The organism is Arthrobacter sp. UYCu723 (assembly GCF_054059215.1).
The window spans coordinates 1,083,015-1,101,232 of sequence record NZ_JBSSBW010000001.1 but is presented as its reverse complement, the minus strand read 5'-3'; the positions used below and the strand labels follow the sequence as shown (position 1 = coordinate 1,101,232).

Here is an 18,218-nt window from a genome sequence, read left to right as displayed (position 1 = left end):
GGAGGGCGGTTCCCGGCGGTCTGTTCGCGGGGGCCGACCAGTGCTAATACAGCCGGCTGCCGAGCGTGGTCCTTCCCCGGGCCTTGGTCGCCGAGCGAACCACTATGAATGGAACCCCATGACCTCCGCCCAGACATTCCCGGCCTCAGCGCCGCCAAAGTTCGCCTCGATCGGCTCCCCATACTTCGGCATCATGCTGGCCTTCATGGCCGTGGTGCTGATCCTGTCCAACATCGGGGCGTCCAAGGGCGTAGCCATCGGCCCGATCATCACCGACGGCGGCTTCTTCCTCTTCCCGCTCGCCTACATCCTGGGCGACGTCATCAGCGAGGTCTACGGCTTCAAGGTGGCGCGCAAGGCCATCGTCACGGCGTTCGCGCTGTCAGTCTTCGCATCGCTCTGCTACTGGATCATCATTGCGCTGCCCGGGTTCGACGACGATTTCGGTGCCTCCAAGCAGGCCGCCCTGGAAGGGGCGCTGGGCCCGGTCCCGCAGATCGTGCTCGCCTCGCTGCTGGCGTTCCTGGCCGGCCAGACCATCAACGCCTGGATCCTGGTGAAGTTGAAGGCGCGCACGGGCGAGAAGACCCTGTGGGCCCGGCTCATGGGATCCTCCGTGGCCGGCGAATTCGTGGACACCCTGATCTTCTGCAGCATCGCCGCGTCCGTCATTGGGATTACCGACGCCGGCACCTTCGTGAACTACGTCGTCGTGGGCTTCCTGTACAAGACCCTCGTGGAGTTCCTCTTCGTCCCGGTCACCGCGGCCGTGATCGGCTGGATCAAGAAGCGCGAACCCTCCTACGTGGCGTAGGACCCCGCCGACCCCGCCGACGCCGCCCACCCGCCCCGCCGCCCCGCCGCCGCCCCGCCGCCGCCCCGCCGCCGCCCCCCACACGCCCCGACGCCGTCCACCCGCCCCGCCGCCCCCCAATTCGCCGATCACCTGCGGGCTGGCACATAGGGACCTTCCGGCGACCTGGCACGGTTCCGGCGACTTCGGCGCCTGGACGCCCCCGGCGGGATGCCCTACGAGTAGTACTTCGCCAAGGTTTCGGCCTTGAACTCGAAGAAGCTGCCGGACTCGATGGCCAGCCGGGCGTCATCGACCATCTTCACCACGAAGCGCTCGTTGTGGATCGAGATCAGCGTGGCCGAGACCATCTCCTTGGCCTTGAAGAGGTGATGGATGTAGGCCCGCGAGTAGTTCAGGCAGGCGTAGCAGTCGCAGCCTTCCTGCAGCGGGCCGAAGTCGCGCTTGTACTTGGCACCGGAGAGGTTGTACCGGCCGCTGGGGTGGTAGAACGCCGAGTTGCGGGCCACCCGGGTGGGGGAGACGCAGTCGAAGGTGTCCGCGCCGTTCTCGATGGCGGTGAAAATGTCGTCCGGTTCGGAGATGCCGAGGAGGTGCCGCGGCTTGTTCTCCGGCAGTTCCTCGTTGCACCAGCGCACGATCGTGCCGAGGTTCTCCTTCTCCAGTGCCCCGCCGATCCCGAAGCCGTCGAAGTTCATGGCACCGAGATCGCGGCAGGCCTTGCGGCGCAGGTCCTCGTACTGGGCGCCCTGGATGACCCCGAACAGGGCCTGGTACTGCTTGCCCGCACGCTCGGACGTCAGCCGGAAGTGCTCGGTGATGCAGCGCTCGGCCCAGCGGCGGGTCCGTTCCAGGGATTCCTCCTGGTAGCCGCGGGAGTTCTGCAGGGTGGTCAGCTCGTCGAAAGCGAACATGATGTCCGCGCCGATCTGGTGCTGGACGTTCATGGAGATCTCGGGGCTGAAACGGTGCCGGTCGCCGTTGAGGTGGCTCTTGAACCACACGCCTTCCTCGTCCACGTGGGCCAGGCGTTCCTTGCCTGGTGCGACGGCGTCGTCCGGGACGGCGGTATCCGCAACTGGCGCAGTTTTCATGTCGATGACTTTCTTGAACCCCGAGCCCAGGCTCATCACCTGGAACCCGCCGGAATCCGTGAAGGTGGGGCCGGCCCAGTTCATGAAGGCGCCCAGCCCGCCGGCCTCGTCCAGGATGTCCGCGCCCGGCTGCAGGTACAGGTGGTAGGCGTTGGCCAGCACGGCCTGCGCCCCCAGCTCGGCGACTGATTCGGGCAACACTGACTTCACCGTGGCCTTGGTGCCGACGGCGATGAACGCGGGCGTCTGTATTTCACCGTGCGGGGTGGTGATGGTGCCGGTGCGGCCCAGGAAATCGCCGCCGTTCGCCGCCAGCTGCGCGCCCGACGGCGAGCAGCTTTCGCTCAGGCGTTTGCCCACGCGGAAAGAAAATTCGGATTGCTGGGCTGGCTGGAGCGGCGACGCGTCTGATTCAGGTTTGGCTGGCACCGTTCAAGTGTGCCAGCTGAATGCCTTCAACCTTTAGTGCAGCGGATCGGAGGTGGGGTAGTTTTCGGCCCGCCATTTGTCCCAGTAGTTGCGGACGGCCTCAAGCTGGTGCGCCCCCAGATCGTAGCTCGAGACGATCACCAGCGAGCCGCCGTCGGGCCGGACGTCCGGGATGGCCGGCTGGTCCGCCACGATCACGAGGCCCTCGCCGTGCTCCGCGTAGTTGTGGACTGTCAGCCCCGCCTGGTGGTTGCTCCGGAACCAAACCCTGCCGGAAATGTCCTCGCCGGTGGCCAGGGTGAGCGAATACGGTTCGCCCGGGGCGGGCACATCGCTGAGGCCGAGCTTGTCGATGACGGATCCCTCCGTTCCGGGCACCGAGAAGAAAAAGGTCCGGCGTCTGCCGTGGGGATGCCGCTCCAGGGCAAAGCGGAGTTGCTGAAGGAAGGTCAGCCAGCCCTGGGTGATGTCCTCATCCCAGGCGGCCCACTCCGAGTTGTGGTCGATCGCGGCCCTTGTGACGCTGACTTCCGTACCGGTGGGGACCGGTTTCAGCGTGAAGACGTCCCCGCCGTCGACCACGAGGGAGGTGTGGTCCGCGCCCTCGACCACCTTGGGACTGAAGTAGATTTCAGTGATCTCGGCGGCCTGATCATCAGCTTGCCAACCGTGCCACTCTGCCACTTTGGACGGTTCGCGCAGCATTGTCCAAACCTGCTGCACGTCGGAGTTGATCACAACGCTCAGGTTGTTCGTCATGGGGCGAATCTACAACGCCGGGCCGCCACGGGGTAGGGCCAAACGGAAGTCAGGCGCGGACAGATTCGAGTTCGTTGCCGATCCGGCGCTCCAGCTCCGGGGCGCCGATGGTTTCCGAGCCTCCGTGGGCGCGCAGGACGAGCAGCGACTCCAGCCGCAGCAGCCGCCATTCCCGTTCCGCATCCGGGTTCGAGTTGTCGATGGCGCGGAAGATCTCTTTGTCATACAGGTTCGGTTCATTGAGTGAGCGCTGGCGCACCTTGGCGTTGATCCGGGCCTTGAACGGGTCCGTTTCCATACCGTCCGGCGTCCGGAGGAACTTCTCGTAGACTGCCGCGCGTTCCTCCTGCCCGAGCTGGCGGCAGATGTAGCTGGAGAGTGCCAGTGCCGCCTCGACCGATGCCCATCGTCCGGGGTTCCCATCGAAGGGCAGGACGTTGAGCACGTCGGCGACGGCGAGGGCGTTCTCGGCGTCCTTGCGGATGATGAACAGCTCCTGCGCCAGATCGCTGAGGTCCTTGAGGCAGCTGCCGGACTTGGTGTTGATGCCCTTGGCCAGCCGCTCGGTCAGCAGCAGCACGCCCACAGCGTCCGGGTACGCCTCGGCCACGGCTTCCACTACGGACTCCGGTGTGCCTTCAGCGGACGGGATCAGTGCCAGGTCCTCCTCGCTGGGCCCGCTCGTTCCCGGCGGTGCGGAAGGCAGGGGAGGGACGACGACGGCGGGCGCCGTCGCGGGGTTGCCGGCGGCGTCAGGGGTGGCGTCCGCGGCCGTGGTCGCCTGGACGTCTTCGCGGCCGGCAGCCTCCACCACCTCATCAGGGGCCTCATCCACGATCTTGACGGCGGAGCCGGCAGCGATCCGCAGCATGCCGCCGCCGGTGAGCGTCGCCAGGACCATTGCGGGGGTGCCGAAATCGTCGGTTTCGACGTCGACGCGCTGGATTTCGGCGGAGCGTTTGCCGTCAGGAAGGAGCAGGTGGTGGCCGGTCTGCAGAGTTCCAGCCTGCTGTTCGCTGTAGTTCCGGGAGGCTGGGGGGTGGGTCATCTGGAGTCCTTAAATTCTCTTACGGTCCGCCCAACAGTCTACAAAAGGCACCTGTGAAGTCGGGGACGCACGGGAACCTCCGGGAGTCCCGGGACTTTTACGGTGCGGCCAGGCAGCGGTCAGTTGCCGACGCCCGCGAAGGCCAGCGCCTGGCGGATGAGCGCGCCACGGCCTCCGCTGAATTCCAGCTGCACGTCCGAGCTCATGACTTCTTGGGGGGTCATCCAGGTCAGCTCGAGGGCGTCCTGCCGCGGGGTGCATTCTCCGGTGACGGGGATGATGTACGCCAGCGAAACGGCGTGCTGGCGGTCGTCGGTAAACCCCGTCTGGGACGGGGCGGGAAAGTATTCGGCCACCGTGAACGGCACCGGGCTGATGGGCAGCTGCGGGAACGCCAGGGGGCCGAGGTCTTTCTCCATATGGCGCAGCAGTGCGGCCCGGATGGTCTCGCGGTACAGCACCCGCCCGGAGACCAGGGAGCGGACCATGGTGCCGTCCTCGTCGGCCTGCAACAGGGTGCCGACCTCGTTTACGAACCCCAGCGGATCCAGCCTGACCGGCACGGCCTCGACATAGACCATGGGCAGCCGGCCGCGCGCCTCGAACAAATCGTCGTCGGAGAGCCAGCCGGGATTCGGGTCGGGAGTGCGAACGTTCATGGTTAAGTTCTACCGCATCCCTGACCCGTTCCCCGCCGTCCGTCAGATCGCCAGCACCGATTCCAGCGGCTCGCCGGATGCGATCCGTGCCAGCAGCGCCGGTTCGGCGGCGTCGGAGACCAGTGCCTGCGGCGCCTTGCGCAGTGGCCGCCGCCGCGGTGACGGCGCCCACCGGCGCGTGCCGGTGGTCACCGGACATGTCCACGACCAGTACCGCGCCGGGGTACAGCTCCAGCAGGGCACGGTGAGGTAGGCGTTGACCTTGACCACGTGTTCCAGGCCGGACCCGGCGGCCTCGAGCACGGACCGGAGGTTGAGGATGGTCTGGCGTACCTGGTCCTCGAACGTGTCGGGCTGGTGGTCCAGCCCGCTGATCGCGGGAATTTGGCCGGCGGTGAACACGAAGCCGTTGGCGACGACCGCCTGGGAGCTGGCGAACGTCACGGTGGAACGCAACCACGCCCACTCCTGGCCCGTGACCCCGTACCAGCCCGAGGGCGTTGAACTCGCGGCCAAGGTGGCGGCGGACCTGGGCCTGGCCAACAAGCAGGTCATGACCCTGGCCGGGCACGATTCGACCAACATGAAGGACCTCGCCCCGACGGTCATGCTGTTCGTGCCCAGTGTGGACGGGATCTCCCACAACGAGCACGAATACACCACGGACGAGGACATCGTGGCCGGACTGACGATGCTCACCGAGGTCGTCAACCGGCTCTGCAACGGCGTGCTGGAGGACTGACCCCGGGTCAGGCCCCTGCCGGTTTCGCCGAAATCCAGAGCGTCGCCCCGTTGGGGTTGTCCGACAGATCGGCCGCGTCGGGGTTGGCAACGTGCAGGCTCCGTCCGTACGCCTCTTCCGTCATGCTGACCCGGTGGCCCGCGGCCGCCAGCCGGTCCCGCAGGGCGGAGAGGTCACCGGTGTATTCAAAGCCCAGGCCGGACCGTGCCGGGCCGGAACCGGTGCGCACCATTAGCACCCCGCCATTCTTGGCGGTGAAGTCGGCAGTCTCGTCGTCGTCAGGGACGGGACGGAACCGGGCGCCGATGCTCCGCAGCGTTTCGGCGGCAGCGGCAGCATCCCCGGTGAACCAGACTTCGACGACGGCGAGCGCCGGGTCAGCGTCCGCACGGTTGGCGCCGTGGGCAGCCTTGTCGGCCAGGAAGCTGAAGCCGTCCTCGCCGGTGATGCGGCAGGAGTCCCCGTGGTCCGCCTGGATGAGTTCAGCCGGGGCGTTTCCCGTTTCTGCGCCGGCTTGATTCGCACGGCGGGCGAACTCCGCGAGGTCGCCCACTTCGACGCCGAAGGAAGTGGTGCCGTCATCGGCGGAGCCAGCCGCGCTGCGGTGGAGTGCCAGGCGGCCTGCGCCGGCGTCGAACTCCCGCCATTCAGTCCCGTCAACGGTCTTCACCAGGCCCAGATCGGTGAGGAGGCTTTCCCACTGATCCATGCGGGAAGTGAAGTGGATGGGACGGACACGCAGCATTGGCTTCTCCCTGGACGCGGAATCGACGGTGACATGCAGTCGATGGTGACATGGCCATGATGCCACGCCTTGATCAAGGCGGCTCCTAGAGCACAATGGTGCCATGGCTGAACTTGAGGAACTGCTGGTTAGAGACGCCGCCGAGTGGCGGGCATGGCTTCAGGCGCATCACGCGGACAGCCCCGGGGTGTGGCTGGTGCTGCACAAGAAGGGCGGCTCGGTGACCGAGCTGGACTATGAGGCCGCGCTGCAGGAGGCGCTCTGCTTCGGCTGGATCGACGGCCAGGGCCGGCGCCGCGACGCGGAGAGTTCCTGCCAGCGGATGACCCGGAGGGGCGCCAGGAGCGTATGGTCCGCGCGGAACGTGGACCGGATCGGACGCCTCGAAGCCGCGGGCAAAATGGCGCCGGCGGGCCGTTCCGCCGTCGACGCCGCCAAGGCCGACGGGCGGTGGGAAGCCGCCTATTCCGGGGCTTCGACCGCGGAGCTGCCCGAGGATCTCGCGGCGGCCATTGCGGCCGATCCCCGGGCGCAGGCCATGTTCGACGTCCTGACCTCGGTGAACCGCTACGCGCTGATCTACCGGACCAACGCGGTCAAGCAGGCATCGACGCGGGAGAAAAAGATCACCGGCTTTGTCGAGATGCTATCCCGCCACGAGACGCCGTATCCGCAGGTCAAACGCCCGTCGGACTCCTGACCCGGCCGCCGGGCCCATCCAACGGGCAGCCGGGGTCATGCGAACTCCCAGCGGATGCCCGGGGTACGGGCAGGTCGGGGTGGCAGACTCGGCTGATGCCTACTGCCCACCGACTGCCGCGCGCCTCGGACATCTCCCGCGCCTCCGACGTCTCCACGGTGCCCTCGCAGCGCCGGCTGTTCTTCGGCGCCGCCGGTCTGCTGGTGGCCGGCGACGCCATCTTCTGGGCGATGCTTGCGGCGGTTCAATCGGACAGCGGGATCGCCGCCTGGGACGCGCCGGTGCATGACGGGCTCGTGGCGTCCCGGAACCCGGCGGCCACCGCCGTCCTGACGGCTGTGACCACGGTGACGTCGCCGCTCTGGATGACGGTGATCGGGTTTGCACTTGCCTTGGGCTGGGCCGCCTGGAAACGGGAGCTCTGGCGGCCCGCCCTGCTGATCGGTGCCATGGCGGCGACCTTTGCCCTGTCCACCCTCATCAAGCACGAGGTGGACCGCGCCCGGCCCGCTGCCGTTGACTTCCTGCTGGGCCCGGACGACGCCATGTCCTTCCCCTCGGGCCATACCTTCGGCGCCGGGGTCTTCCTCCTGGTTCTCGCCTACCTGTTCGCGGCGGGCCGGGGGAGGCGTCCGACGTCGTTCCTCGCCTTCGCCGCGGCCGCCGCCGGCACGGTGCTGGTCGCCGTCAGCCGGCTCTACCTCGGCTACCACTGGCTGACGGACGTGCTCGCCTCGCTGGGACTGGCGGTGGCCGTCACCGGGATGGTCATCCTTGCAGACGGACTGCGCTCGGCCAGGACCGCCCGGCTCTCAGCGGGAAGCGCCGTGGAGGAAACCAACATCCCATCCGGATTAGAACCCCACCCCCACGGCCTGGGCGATCACCACAGCCGAGGCTGAGGACCACGCCTGCGGATGGCGATGGCCGTGTCGTGGCTCCAGACCGAGCCGCAGTGGTAGCTGAAGGGCCAGAGTCCGGCTTGACGCGCAGGCGCTTACCACCGCGCACCGCCACAGAACTTACTCGTGCGCCGCGTCGTCCATCGGGAAGGCAACGCCTTCGCCCACCACGCGCAGGCACAGCTCGGTGCCGGGGCGGGCGATGGAGGCGTTCCAGTGCCGGATGGTGATGATCTCGCCGCCGCCGGGGTACCGGTGGTCGGCCACGGCGCCCTCGGCGAGGACCGGCGGGACGGCGAGCTTGAGCCGGACGGTGGTTTCCGGGCCGAAGTAGTCGGTGTCCACCACGACGCCGCGGATCGGCCCGTCCTCGGCGATCCGGATCTGTTCGGGGCGGAGCATGAGCTGGACCCGGCCCTGCGCCGGGGGCCGGCGGACCGGGATGCCGCCGAGCGAGCAGGTGGCTAGGGAGCCCTCCATCCAGGCGTCAAGGATGACGGCGTCGCCCAGGAATTCCGCGGTGGCGCGGTCCGCCGGACGCGTGTAGACGACGAAGGGGTTGCCGATCTGTGCCAGTCTCCCGCCGCGCATCACTGCGACCTGGTCCGCGAAGGACAGCGCCTCGGCCTGGTCATGCGTGACGAGGATGGTGGTCACGCCGGCGTCGTGCAGAACCTTGCCTACGGCACGGCGGGTCGCGACCCGCAGGCCGGCGTCGAGGGCGGAGAAGGGTTCGTCCAGCAGCATGAGCTCGGGCTCGCGGGCCAGGGCCCGGGCCAGGGCGACGCGCTGCTGCTGCCCTCCGGAGAGCTGGTGCGGCCGGCGCTTGGCCATGGCCGCGTCGAGGGAGACCATTTCCAGCAGCTCTGCGACCCGGGTCTTGACGCCGCGGTGGCCGCCGGGGAGCTTGGAGGCGTCGAGGCCGAAGGAGATGTTTTGTCCGACCGTCAGGTGCGGGAACAGGGCGCCGTCCTGAGCCACGTAGCCAACGTGGCGCTTGTGGGCGGGGACCCAGACGCCGTCTCCGGCCACCTTGCTGCCGTTGAGCGAGATGGTGCCGGTTTCGGGGTGCTCGAAGCCGGCGATGAGGCGCAGCAGCGTGGTCTTGCCGGAGCCGGACGGGCCAACGATCGCCGTCGTTCCGCCCTTGGCTACCGAGAGGTTGACGCCCTTGAGCACGGCCTGGGAACCGAAGTTCTTCGTGACCGCGTCGATCTCCAGGTGGCTGTTGGTGCTGGGCGCCACGGACGCTGCGATTCGCGGTTCCGGAAGCCGGGAGGGGGCGTCGCGCGAAGAGTAAGAATCGGTCACTGTCCCGCTACTTTCTTGGACTGCTGGAAAAGGAGATAGGTCATCGGTGCCGAGATCAGGATCATCAGCAGTGCGTAGGGGGCGGCGCCGGCGTAGTCGATTTCGCTGCTCTTGTTCCAGAACTCGGTGGCAAGGGTCCGGGTCCCGCTGGGGGAGAGCAGCAGGGTGGCCGTCAGCTCGTTGACGATTCCGAGGAACACCAGTGCGGCCCCGCCCGCGGCTGCAGGGGCCGTGAGGCGCAGCGTCACCCGGAGGAAGGACAGCAGGGGAGGCTTGCCCAGCGCCTGGGCGGCCTCATCGAGTTCCTTGGGCGCCTGGGACAGGCCGGACCGGATATTGACCAGCGCCCGCGGCAGGAACAGCAGCACATAGGCGGCGATCAGGAGCCCCGTGGTCTGGTACATGCCGGGTACCAGCCGGATGCCCACGGTTACGAAGGCCAGGCCCACCACGATCCCGGGCATGGAGCTCGTGACGTAGTTGGACAGTTCCAGGGCTTTGCTGAACCAGCTGGGGTGCCGCACGGCCAGGTACGCCATGGGGAACGCGACCACGGTGGTGACCACGGCCCCGGCCAAACCGTAGGCGAGCGTCTGCAGCAGCGCCGGCAGGAACTCCTCCGCGGCCCAGATTCCCGGTCCGCCTGCGAAGATCCAGCGCACGACGAACCACAGTGGAAGGCCGAAGGCCAGCGCGGTGAGGGCGAGCAGGGACAGCTGGGCGGGAAGCTGGTAGGAGTGAAGGGGAAGCTGCAGCGCTTTCGCCTGCGCTCCGGAGCCCACGCGGGCGTACCGTGCGGTGCCGCGGCTGCGGACCTCCGCGAGCAGAAGGATCAGGCAGAGGAACACCAGCACGCTGGCCAGCATGTTCCCCGCCGTGCCGTTGAACGTGGACCGGTACTGCACCATGATCGCCGTCGTGAAGGTGTCGAAACGGATCATGGCGAAGGCCCCGTATTCGGCCAGCAGGTGCAGGGACACCAGGAGGGCTCCGCCGGTCATGGCGATGCGCAGCTGGGGCAGCACCACGCGGAAGAAGGCACGCCAGGCACCGAGGCCCAGGGACGCGGCGGATTGTTCAATCGCCGGATCCAGCCGGCTGAGGGTCGCCGCGGCCGGGATATAGACCAGCGGGAAGTAGGAAAGCGTGGCGATCAGCACGCCGGAGGACAGGCCCTGCAGAGACGGCACGGCCGAAACCCACGCATAGCTGTTCACGAAGGCCGGAATGGCAAGGGGGGCCGCGAGCAGAACGGCCCAGATCTTGTGTCCACGCAGCGTGGTCCGTTCCACCAGCCACGCGCCGCCGACGCCAAGGACGAGGCACAGCGGTACGGTGATCGCAATCAGCAGGACTGTGTTCAGCAGCAGCTCGCCCACGCGCGGCCGGAAGATCAGCGCCGCCGCCGTGTCCCAGCCCGTGACGGCCGTCATAAAGGCGACGTAGCCCAGCGGGACAAGGGAAAACAGGGCGATCAGCACCGCGAGGACCGCTACCGCAGATACGCCGAAAGGCGGGCGGGGGCGCTTGCCCCTGCCCGCCGTCGTCGTGCTCCCGGACGTTTCCGGGGCCGATAGATCAGTGGTCACAGAATTACAGCAGTCCTGCCTTGGTCATCAGTTCGGTGACCTTCTCGGAGTTCAGCTTGGCCGGGTCCACGGTGGGAGCCTGAAGGTCCTTGATCGGGACCAGCTTCTCGTTGGCGGGGACCTCGGAGGCGATGGCGTACTCGAAGGATGTGCCCTTCTGCAGCACTTCCTGGCCCTTCTTGCCGGTGATGAACTTCAGGAAGGACTGGGCCGCGGCCGCGTTCTTGGAGGACTTCAGCACGCCGCCGCCGGAAAGCGAGAGGAAAGCGCCCGGGTCCTGGTTCTTGAAGTAGTACTGGGCCACGTTCTTGGAGTTTTCACCGGTCTTGGCCTGGTCGCCGAAGTAGTAGTAGTGGTAGATCAGGGCGGCCTCGACTTCACCGGCATTGACGGCCTTCATGGCGGTGCTGTTGCCCTTGTAGTCCTTGGCGTTTTCCTTCATCGCCTTGAGCCATTCTTCCGTCGCGGCCTCGCCCTTGAGTTCCAGCAGTGCGGCAACGACCGCCTGGAAGTCGGCGCCGGACGGTGAAGCAGCCCACTTGCCCTTCCACTCCGGCTTTGCCAGGTCCAGCATCGACTTGGGCAGCTTGTCTTCGGTCAGCTTGGTCTTGTCGTAGACCAGCACGGTGGAGCGGGCGGCGATGCCGGTCCACTTGTTGGTGCTCGGGCGGAAGCCGGCCGGCACCTGCTCCGTGGTGGCTTTGTCCACGTCAGCGAAGAGACCCGCGTTCTCCACCTGGGCCATCGCCGGGGAGTTCTCCGTGAGGAAGACGTCGGCCGGAGAGGCCTGGCCTTCCTGGATGATCTGGTTGGCCATCTCCGGGTCTTCGCCGTTGCGCAGGGTGACCTTGATGCCGGTCTCCTTGGTGAAGGCGTCCACCCATTCCTGGGTCAGGCTTTCGTGCTGGGCGTTGTAGACCGTGATCTCACCTTTGCCGTCCGCTCCGGCGCTGCTGCTTCCGGAGGGGGAGGTCCCGGAGCCACAGGCTGCCAGGCCGAGCGCGGCGGTCGCGGCGAGGGCGATGCCCGCCAGCGCGTTGTTGCGGATCTTCATGGGGCTACTTTCTGCAAGGAAAAAGGTCAGGGAACCCTAGCCCCCGTGAGCGGGGAGTTAGGGCATGCTCACTAACGAAAACTGTAGGTTAGCCAAACCTAAGCAACCAAGCCGAGACCGGCCTAAGTGATCAGGATCACATGAATTACGAAACTATTGCGTGACTTAATTCCCTTCCTCGCCTTCCTGACTTGGCGCGTCTGCTGCCGCTTCTTCCGTGGGCGCCGGATCGGTTCCGGCCCCGGCCGGCGCTTCTTCCGCGGCCGGGCCCCCGGTCCTGCCGGCGATTGCAGCGGCGGCTTCCAGCACCATCCAGGCCTGGAGCTGGGTGGAGAGTTCGACGACGGCGCCGGCCGGGTAGCTGCGGCGCGCCGCCAGTTCGGGCCGGGCCGAGAACACCAGCCGGCTGCCCTTGCGCGCCAGGGGTTCCTGGGCCGAGACGACGCGCCGGCCTTCCCAGAACGCCTCGGCGGTGTCATTCACCAGCACGGCGGCCGCGGCGCGGGTCTCGTCCGGAAGCCGCTCATCGAGGGCAGCCAGGGCCAGATAGCGGGCCAGGATGCCGGTGAAGAGCCCTCCGTCGCCGCCTCCCTCGCAGCGCAGCACGGTGGCAGTGCGGGCCAACAGCGGGGCGGGGATGGTGAGGCTGCGTGCCGCCGAGGCCACAAGGGCGGACGCGCGCTCCAGGTTGGCCGTGCCGCCGAGCTCCAGCAGGGCGCCGAGGACGGGGCCCTGGTTGTAGGTGTAGATCGCGGATTCCAGCACCACCTCGCCGGTGCCGGAAATGCGCAGGCCGTCCTGGTACATGCCTTGTTCCGGGTCGTACAGCCGCGCGTCCAGCCAGTCCAGCAGGGCCTGCGCCTTGGCTGCCTTGCCGGTGCGGGCGTAGTAGAGGGCCACCGGAGCGGTGGCCGGTGTGTTCTTAAAATCCCGTTTCTTGCTCCAGAACGTGCCGCCGCCCAGGTCGTCGGTGGAAGCGGAGTCGAACTGCAGCGTGAGGCTCTTCAGGACCTTGGCGTTCCGCCGGCGGCCGGCGGGTTTGCGGGTGTCCTCCGCCAGGCCTGCCAGCCGCAGCGTGGCAAGGGCCAGCCAGGCCATGTCGTCGTAGTAGTTGTTGACGAAGGTGAGGAAATTGCGCAGCCGGATGCCGGTGACCAGCTCGGAGGCGAGCTGGCCTGCGCTTGGCCGGTTCTCGCCGTCGAACCGTGTTCCGGGGTGGCCGGCGCTGCCCAGTTCGCGGCGGCCGGTGTCCACCAGAGCGTCCACGTAGTGCGCCTGCCACCAGTAGTGCCACGGCCGGGCGAGGTTCTTCAGCCGGCCCGACGGCCGCACAATCGCCGCGATGTGGGTCCCCGGCAGGAAGAAGAGCCGCTGCCCGAAAAGCCTGGTCACCGAGCGGGCCGCTTCGTCGGCGCGAAAGGACCAGTTGGGGGCGGCGGGGGCATCTGCTGGGCTCATGGGCCAAGCCTAGCGGCGGCGGTGCTGCCGGAGCGGGATCTTCGCGGGAGGTGCGGGCCGCCCGGATTTCAGTTAACCTGAACTAACTAATGTTCCCTGCCGCGGGTGATTGCCGCGCGTGATCGCCTCGGGTGATCGCCGCAGTGATTGTCGCGCGGCGGCCGCAGCACGCTGCGTGCAGTCCGCGGCCGGGGCCAGGTTCCACATCAAGGAGGATGCATGGACATCAAAGGTACTGTTGCGCTGGTCACCGGCGGGGCGTCGGGCCTGGGCGCGGCGACCGCGAGGCGGCTGTTCAACGCCGGCGCCTCCGTGGTGCTCGTGGACCTGCCGGGCTCGGCCGGGGCTGCGTTCGCCGCCGGGCTGAATGCCGGGGGCCCGGTGGGCGCAGGCTCCCCGGAAGCCGGCGATCCCATGGAACCCGCCAACAAGGCAGTCTTCGTCCCCGCGGATGTCACCAACGAGGAGCAGGTGCAGGCCGCCGTCGACGCCGCCGTTGCGCTGGGCCCGCTGCGGATTGTGGTCAACTGTGCCGGGATCGCCACCCCCGGCAAGGTGCTGGGCCGCGACGGCGTGCTCCCGCTGGAGGCCTTCAACCGCGTCATCCAGATCAACCTCGTGGGCACCTTCAACGTCATCCGGCTGTCCGCGGCGGCGATGGTTGCCACCGAGCCGGCCGTGACCCAGCTCGGGGGGCCGGAACGGGGCGTCATCATCAACACCGCCTCAGTGGCCGCCTTTGACGGCCAGATCGGCCAGCCCGCGTATGCCGCCTCCAAGGGTGCCGTGGCCGCCATGACGCTGCCGATCGCCCGTGAGCTGGCACGCTCGCTGGTCCGCGTCGTCACGATAGCCCCGGGCATCTTCGAGACCCCCATGATGGCCGGCCTGCCGCAGGAGGCCCAGGACTCCCTGGGGCACCAGGTGCCGCACCCGTCCCGGCTGGGCCGCCCCGCCGAGTTCGCGAACCTTGCCGCGCACATTGTGGACAACGCCATGCTCAACGCCGAGACCATCCGCCTCGACGGCGCCATCCGGATGGGGCCCAAGTGATGCAGGCCGGGTTCGGCCCCGGCTCCTCCCCGTCCACGGCCGGGCTGCCGGCCGCCGACTTCTTCGACTTCGAGTCGCTGCTCAGCGCGGCGGAGCAGGCGAAGCTGGCGGAGCTGCGGGAGTTCCTGGCCCGCGAGGTCGCGCCGTTCGCCACGGACTGGTGGAACAACGCCGAATTCCCCGCCCACATCCTGCCGAAGCTCGCCGCCCTTCAGCTCAGTGCCCCGGCGCAGCGCGGCTACAGCAACCTCTTCGCGGGACTGGTCATCGCCGAGATGACCCGGGTGGACACCTCCCTCGCGACGTTCTTCCTGGTCCATCACGACCTCTTCGTGGAGTCCCTCTACGGCTTCGGCTCCGAGGAACAAAAGGCCCGCCTGCTCGACGACGCCGCCAGCCTCCGGACCACAGGCGCCTTCGCGCTCACCGAACCGGAGCACGGCTCGGACGTCGCCGGCGGGATGGAGACCAGCGCCCGCAGGGTGGCCGGGGGAGCGGCCGACGGCGGTGACTGCTGGGTGCTCAACGGCGCCAAGCGCTGGATCGGCAACGGGACGTTCTGCGACTACATGCTGGTGTGGGCCCGCGATGAGGCCGACGGCGGCATCCGCGGCTTCATCGTGGACGCGGCCCTGCCCGGGGTGGGCCGGAGCAGGATCGAGAACAAGATCGCGCTGCGGACCGTGCAGAACGCGGACATCGTGTTCGAGGACGTCCGGGTGGCCGAGACGGACCGGTTCGCTGGAATCAACAGCTTCGAGGACACGAACGAGCTGCTCCGTGGCTCCAGGATCATGGTCGCCTGGCAGGGTGTCGGGCAGCAGCTGGCCGCGTTCGACGTCGCGCGGCAGTACGCCGTCGAACGCCAGCAGTTCGGCCGGCCGCTAGCGAAGTTCCAGCTCGTGCAGCAGCAGCTCGTGACGATGCTCGGCAACGCCGTGGCCAGCATGGGCATGATGGTCCGGATCGCCCAGCTGCAGGAGCAGGGCGCCGCGGACATGCCGCAGGTGGCGCTGGCGAAGTCCTATGTGAGCGCCAGGATGCGCGAAACCGTGGCGATGGGCCGGTCGCTGCTGGGCGGCAACGGGATCGTCACCGACTACCGGATGGCCAAGATCTTCTCCGACGCCGAGGCGATCTACACCTACGAGGGCTCGTTCGAGATCAACACCCTGATTGTGGGCCGCGCCGTGACCGGGGTTTCCGCGATCGTGTAATCTCCTGGAATCTCCGGCCGAGCGGACACTTGAGGCCCCGAAATGCGCAATTTCGGGGCCTCAAGTGTCCGCTCGCGCGTGGCGTTCGCGCGAGGGGCGGGCGCGTGGCTCAGGAGTCGGCCTAGGTGAACGGCTCCTTCTCCCCGGCTTCGATCCGGTAGTCCAGGCTGTTATTCTTCACCGGCATGGGGCAGGTGCCGTACGGGGTGAAGGCGCTGGGGTAGTTGATGGCCCGGTTGAAGTCCAGGATCACGGTGTTGTCCGGGCGGGGCCGGGCGGTGGACACCTTGCGCCACTCGTCGGTCGATTCACCGTTGGTTTCGTCGTGGAAGGTGACCGTGAGGGCCCCGAGTTTCTCCTCTTCGGCCTGCAGGTGGAACTCGTGGGCCTTGCCGGGCAGCCGGAATACCAGGTCGCCGACCGAGCGGTGCACCCCGTCGACCAGCGGGTTGGCGGTGCCGATCGGGACGTCCACAGGCTCCGGGTACGGCAGGAACTTCGCCTCGACCACGAGGTCCGGCCGGAAGTCGAAGGTGGGCACGCCGTCGAATTCGGTGAACACGGGCGACTTCGCATCCCGGGTGCGGACGGCGTACCTGCCAGCCCGCATCGCCAGCTCCACCACCACCTGGCGGCCGTCGTTGCCGCCGTACTGGGCCCACATCAGCGACTCCTCATCGGAAAGCGTCGCACTGACGGTTCCGTCCACGGGTTCGCCGGCCGCCACCAGCGTCAGTCCGTCGGACGCAGCAGCGGTGAGGGACGCCGTCGTGCCGTCCGTGGACCACAGCCCCGGGACGAGTTCGACGGCGGAGGGCTCGCTGTCCAGCCACTGGAAAGAAGTCAGCGTGAGCCAGCCGTGATCGCTCGCGAGGGCGGTGTTGCGGCTGCTCCGAAAACGCTGCCAGCGGGCAAGCCGCGGGTCAGGGGTGGTTAGGTCGGTGCTCAAGAAGGTCCTCCAATGCGGTCAGTGTGATCCCAACTAGATCGCAGTTGTGTCGTTTTCACGGTTCAAAACGGCAACAAATGCGACTCAGTTGGGGGAGTGGGGGCGGTCGGCGTCGGGCGTTTCCGGGGAGCGGTTCAGGCCCGCGGCCACAAGCTGGGCCGCGGTGGCGCGGGCAGCAGCCGCGGCTGCCGGGTCGGCGTCGAGGACGCCGATGGCCAGGCCGCCGTCGAGCAACAGGGTGAGGCTGCGCGCGAGCTGGCCCGGGTTACGGGCGCCGGCCTCCTCAGCCATGCCGTGGATCCAGGCCTGGATGTGCTGTTTGTGCGCCACCGTCCGCTCATGAACCCGGGTGCCGGAGGCGGACTCGGCGGCGGCGTTGATGAAGGCGCAGCCGCGGTAGCCATCGCGACGGCAGGCGCTTTCCAGCGCATCGAACAATCCCACGAGCCGGGCTGCGGGGTCCGGCCCGGCGGCGTCGGCGGCGGCGTGGAGCTGTCCGGTCCAGATGCCGTCCGCCTTCTCCAGGTAGGCAAGGATCAGCTCATCCTTCGCGGGAAAGTACTTGTAGAAGGTGGCCTTGGCGACGCCGGATTCGGCAATGATCGTATCGATGCCGGCCGCGCGAAGACCCTGGGCGTAGAAAAGCCGGAAAGCCGTGGACAGGATCTTGTCCCGGGCGTGTCCGGCGGGAGTGCGGACAGCCTGCGCGGTTTTGGCTGCGGGCGGGGTCATGGCTCCATGGTACACAGACAAGTCTGTCCATCCTTGCCGCAGAAAAAGCTGTCTGATAACGTCTCGCTCAAATCGTAGACGGGCTTGTCTACCCCTCCACCAACCTGCATCCATCCCGAACGGGGACATCATGAAGATCGCAGTATTCGGAACCGGAACCGTCGGACCCACCGTCGCGGCCGCCCTGTCAACCCTCGGCCACAACGTCGTGATCGGTACGCGCGATCCGCAGGCGACGCTGGCCCGGACCGAACCCGGTGCGACCGGCGGCCCGGCATTTGCCCCGTGGCACGAGACGCACCGCCAGATCGGAGTCGCGACCTTTGCCGATGCCGCGGCGGGCAGCGAGATCATCGTCAACGCCACCAATGGCGGCGGCTCCCTCGAGGCACTAACCGCGGCCGGTGCCCCAAACCTGGCCGGCAAGGTGCTCGCCGACATTGCGAACCCGCTGGATTTCTCCCAGGGGTTTCCGCCCTTCTTGAATCCGGTGAATACCGACAGCCTCGGTGAGCAGCTCCAACGGGCATTCCCGGAAGCGCGGGTGGTCAAGACACTAAATACGATGACCGCCAGCGTGATGGTGGATCCGGTGCGCGTGGCCGGCGGGGACCACTCCGTGTTCGTCTCGGGAAATGACGCGGAGGCCAAGGAGACTGTGAGGGGACTCCTCACGGGCCTGGGACACCGGGACATCATCGACCTGGGCGACATCACCACGGCCCGCGGCGCTGAAATGATCCTGCCGCTCTGGCTGCGCGTCTGGGGCTCTCTCGGCACGGGGCACTTCAACTTCAAGGTCGCCCGCTAAGGGCATCCGCCGGGCCCAACTAGCTCGCAGTTGTTGTCGTTCCCACGTTCCCACGTCCCTAAACGTCAACTACTGCGAGCCACTTGGGGGCCCGACGGCAGGCAGTCGCGGACGGACACTATCTGAGACGGATTCCCGGCAAGCGCGGGCTG

Annotated in this window: 18 protein-coding genes and 1 pseudogene; 7 read left to right on the top strand and 12 right to left on the bottom strand. The window is 67.8% G+C overall.

Translation table 11 applies throughout. From position 1 onward, the window contains the following. Positions 1–118 precede the first annotated feature (118 nt). Positions 119–814, top strand: coding sequence for a queuosine precursor transporter (locus ACVWZ8_RS04905; protein ID WP_456503980.1), 696 nt, complete (start codon positions 119–121; stop codon positions 812–814). Positions 815–1,029: 215 nt separating this feature from the next. Here the strand turns inward: ACVWZ8_RS04905 and tgt are convergent, their stop codons facing one another. From tgt to ACVWZ8_RS04880, 5 genes are all read right to left on the bottom strand, one after another. Next, a complete protein-coding gene (gene tgt, locus ACVWZ8_RS04900; RefSeq protein WP_456503979.1) occupies positions 1,030–2,337 on the bottom strand; it encodes a tRNA guanosine(34) transglycosylase Tgt in 1,308 nt (435 codons plus the stop codon). A gap of 33 nt (positions 2,338–2,370) precedes the next feature. Then, positions 2,371–3,096 (bottom strand): SRPBCC domain-containing protein, encoded by a 726-nt coding sequence (locus ACVWZ8_RS04895; RefSeq protein ID WP_456503978.1) that lies wholly within the window; start codon positions 3,094–3,096, stop codon positions 2,371–2,373. Positions 3,097–3,145: 49 nt separating this feature from the next. Then, positions 3,146–4,144 (bottom strand): DUF6707 family protein, encoded by a 999-nt coding sequence (locus ACVWZ8_RS04890; protein WP_456503977.1) that lies wholly within the window; start codon positions 4,142–4,144, stop codon positions 3,146–3,148. A gap of 119 nt (positions 4,145–4,263) precedes the next feature. Next, entirely contained in the window at positions 4,264–4,803 is a 540-nt protein-coding gene (locus tag ACVWZ8_RS04885; protein WP_354242255.1) for an NUDIX hydrolase family protein, read from the bottom strand. 42 nt (positions 4,804–4,845) lie between these two features. Continuing rightward, positions 4,846–5,259, bottom strand: a complete 414-nt coding sequence (locus ACVWZ8_RS04880) for a RidA family protein (RefSeq protein ID WP_456503976.1) — start codon at positions 5,257–5,259, stop codon at positions 4,846–4,848. Between ACVWZ8_RS04880 and ACVWZ8_RS04875 the strand changes: the two are divergent. Next, a pseudogene (locus tag ACVWZ8_RS04875) lies at positions 5,234–5,545 on the top strand (M20/M25/M40 family metallo-hydrolase); the annotation flags it as partial. The gene ACVWZ8_RS04880 and the pseudogene ACVWZ8_RS04875 sit on opposite strands and share 26 nt — an antisense overlap. A 7-nt stretch (positions 5,546–5,552) precedes the next feature. On the opposite strand, the gene ACVWZ8_RS04870 reads toward ACVWZ8_RS04875, so the two are convergent. Beyond that, positions 5,553–6,290: a VOC family protein gene (locus ACVWZ8_RS04870; RefSeq protein ID WP_426975933.1), complete on the bottom strand. Its 738-nt coding sequence runs from the start codon at positions 6,288–6,290 to the stop codon at positions 5,553–5,555. 103 nt (positions 6,291–6,393) lie between these two features. Between ACVWZ8_RS04870 and ACVWZ8_RS04865 the strand changes: the two genes are divergently transcribed. Next, positions 6,394–6,990 carry a YdeI/OmpD-associated family protein gene (locus tag ACVWZ8_RS04865; RefSeq protein ID WP_456503975.1) on the top strand — a complete coding sequence of 199 codons (597 nt, stop codon included), beginning with the start codon at positions 6,394–6,396 and terminating at the stop codon, positions 6,988–6,990. Between the two features lie 95 nt (positions 6,991–7,085). Next, positions 7,086–7,892: a phosphatase PAP2 family protein gene (locus ACVWZ8_RS04860; protein ID WP_456503974.1), complete on the top strand. Its 807-nt coding sequence runs from the start codon at positions 7,086–7,088 to the stop codon at positions 7,890–7,892. 120 nt (positions 7,893–8,012) lie between these two features. Here ACVWZ8_RS04860 and ACVWZ8_RS04855 read toward each other — a convergent pair whose 3' ends face one another. The 4 genes from ACVWZ8_RS04855 to ACVWZ8_RS04840 all read right to left on the bottom strand — a co-directional run bounded on the left by ACVWZ8_RS04855 (position 8,013) and on the right by ACVWZ8_RS04840 (position 13,304). Next, complete coding sequence (locus ACVWZ8_RS04855; protein WP_456503973.1) at positions 8,013–9,203, bottom strand: ABC transporter ATP-binding protein; 1,191 nt, start codon at positions 9,201–9,203, stop codon at positions 8,013–8,015. Further along, positions 9,200–10,792: an ABC transporter permease gene (locus tag ACVWZ8_RS04850; protein WP_456503972.1), complete on the bottom strand. Its 1,593-nt coding sequence runs from the start codon at positions 10,790–10,792 to the stop codon at positions 9,200–9,202. Before ACVWZ8_RS04850 ends, ACVWZ8_RS04855 begins: the two co-directional genes overlap by 4 nt. Positions 10,793–10,796: 4 nt before the next feature. Then, positions 10,797–11,846: an iron ABC transporter substrate-binding protein gene (locus ACVWZ8_RS04845; RefSeq protein WP_426975938.1), complete on the bottom strand. Its 1,050-nt coding sequence runs from the start codon at positions 11,844–11,846 to the stop codon at positions 10,797–10,799. 165 nt (positions 11,847–12,011) lie between these two features. After that, positions 12,012–13,304: a glycoside hydrolase family 76 protein gene (locus tag ACVWZ8_RS04840; RefSeq protein ID WP_456503971.1), complete on the bottom strand. Its 1,293-nt coding sequence runs from the start codon at positions 13,302–13,304 to the stop codon at positions 12,012–12,014. A 219-nt stretch (positions 13,305–13,523) separates the two neighbouring features. Here ACVWZ8_RS04840 and ACVWZ8_RS04835 point away from each other — a divergent pair, with 219 nt between their 5' ends. Both ACVWZ8_RS04835 and ACVWZ8_RS04830 read left to right on the top strand, forming a co-directional pair. After that, positions 13,524–14,357, top strand: a complete 834-nt coding sequence (locus ACVWZ8_RS04835; protein WP_456503970.1) for an SDR family NAD(P)-dependent oxidoreductase — start codon at positions 13,524–13,526, stop codon at positions 14,355–14,357. Next, positions 14,357–15,574, top strand: a complete 1,218-nt coding sequence (locus tag ACVWZ8_RS04830; RefSeq protein WP_426979798.1) for an acyl-CoA dehydrogenase family protein — start codon at positions 14,357–14,359, stop codon at positions 15,572–15,574. The genes ACVWZ8_RS04835 and ACVWZ8_RS04830 overlap by 1 nt, the downstream gene beginning before the upstream one ends. A gap of 121 nt (positions 15,575–15,695) precedes the next feature. Here the strand turns inward: ACVWZ8_RS04830 and ACVWZ8_RS04825 are convergent, their stop codons facing one another. Together ACVWZ8_RS04825 and ACVWZ8_RS04820 are read right to left on the bottom strand one after the other, a co-directional pair. After that, a complete protein-coding gene (locus tag ACVWZ8_RS04825) occupies positions 15,696–16,523 on the bottom strand; it encodes a DUF1684 domain-containing protein (RefSeq protein ID WP_456503969.1) in 828 nt (275 codons plus the stop codon). Positions 16,524–16,607: 84 nt separating this feature from the next. Then, on the bottom strand, positions 16,608–17,255 hold the full coding sequence (locus ACVWZ8_RS04820) for a TetR/AcrR family transcriptional regulator (protein WP_456503968.1): 648 nt from the start codon (positions 17,253–17,255) through the stop codon (positions 16,608–16,610). Positions 17,256–17,385: 130 nt separating this feature from the next. Between ACVWZ8_RS04820 and ACVWZ8_RS04815 the strand changes: the two genes are divergently transcribed. Then, on the top strand, positions 17,386–18,066 hold the full coding sequence (locus tag ACVWZ8_RS04815; protein WP_456503967.1) for an NADPH-dependent F420 reductase: 681 nt from the start codon (positions 17,386–17,388) through the stop codon (positions 18,064–18,066). The last annotated feature ends 152 nt before the right edge of the window (positions 18,067–18,218 follow it).

Bases quoted from the DNA above. Each gene is read 5' to 3' on its own strand.
- ACVWZ8_RS04845 (WP_426975938.1), bottom strand. From the start codon at position 11,846: ATGAAGATCCGCAACAACGCGCTGGCGGGCATCGCCCTCGCCGCGACC.
- ACVWZ8_RS04820 (WP_456503968.1), bottom strand. From the start codon at position 17,255: ATGACCCCGCCCGCAGCCAAAACCGCGCAGGCTGTCCGCACTCCCGCC.
- ACVWZ8_RS04890 (WP_456503977.1), bottom strand. From the start codon at position 4,144: ATGACCCACCCCCCAGCCTCCCGGAACTACAGCGAACAGCAGGCTGGA.
- ACVWZ8_RS04895 (WP_456503978.1), bottom strand. From the start codon at position 3,096: ATGACGAACAACCTGAGCGTTGTGATCAACTCCGACGTGCAGCAGGTT.
- ACVWZ8_RS04840 (WP_456503971.1), bottom strand. From the start codon at position 13,304: ATGAGCCCAGCAGATGCCCCCGCCGCCCCCAACTGGTCCTTTCGCGCC.
- ACVWZ8_RS04860 (WP_456503974.1), top strand. From the start codon at position 7,086: ATGCCTACTGCCCACCGACTGCCGCGCGCCTCGGACATCTCCCGCGCC.
- ACVWZ8_RS04905 (WP_456503980.1), top strand. From the start codon at position 119: ATGACCTCCGCCCAGACATTCCCGGCCTCAGCGCCGCCAAAGTTCGCC.
- ACVWZ8_RS04865 (WP_456503975.1), top strand. From the start codon at position 6,394: ATGGCTGAACTTGAGGAACTGCTGGTTAGAGACGCCGCCGAGTGGCGG.
- ACVWZ8_RS04835 (WP_456503970.1), top strand. From the start codon at position 13,524: ATGGACATCAAAGGTACTGTTGCGCTGGTCACCGGCGGGGCGTCGGGC.
- ACVWZ8_RS04830 (WP_426979798.1), top strand. From the start codon at position 14,357: ATGCAGGCCGGGTTCGGCCCCGGCTCCTCCCCGTCCACGGCCGGGCTG.
- ACVWZ8_RS04885 (WP_354242255.1), bottom strand. From the start codon at position 4,803: ATGAACGTTCGCACTCCCGACCCGAATCCCGGCTGGCTCTCCGACGAC.
- ACVWZ8_RS04815 (WP_456503967.1), top strand. From the start codon at position 17,386: ATGAAGATCGCAGTATTCGGAACCGGAACCGTCGGACCCACCGTCGCG.
- ACVWZ8_RS04870 (WP_426975933.1), bottom strand. From the start codon at position 6,290: ATGCTGCGTGTCCGTCCCATCCACTTCACTTCCCGCATGGATCAGTGG.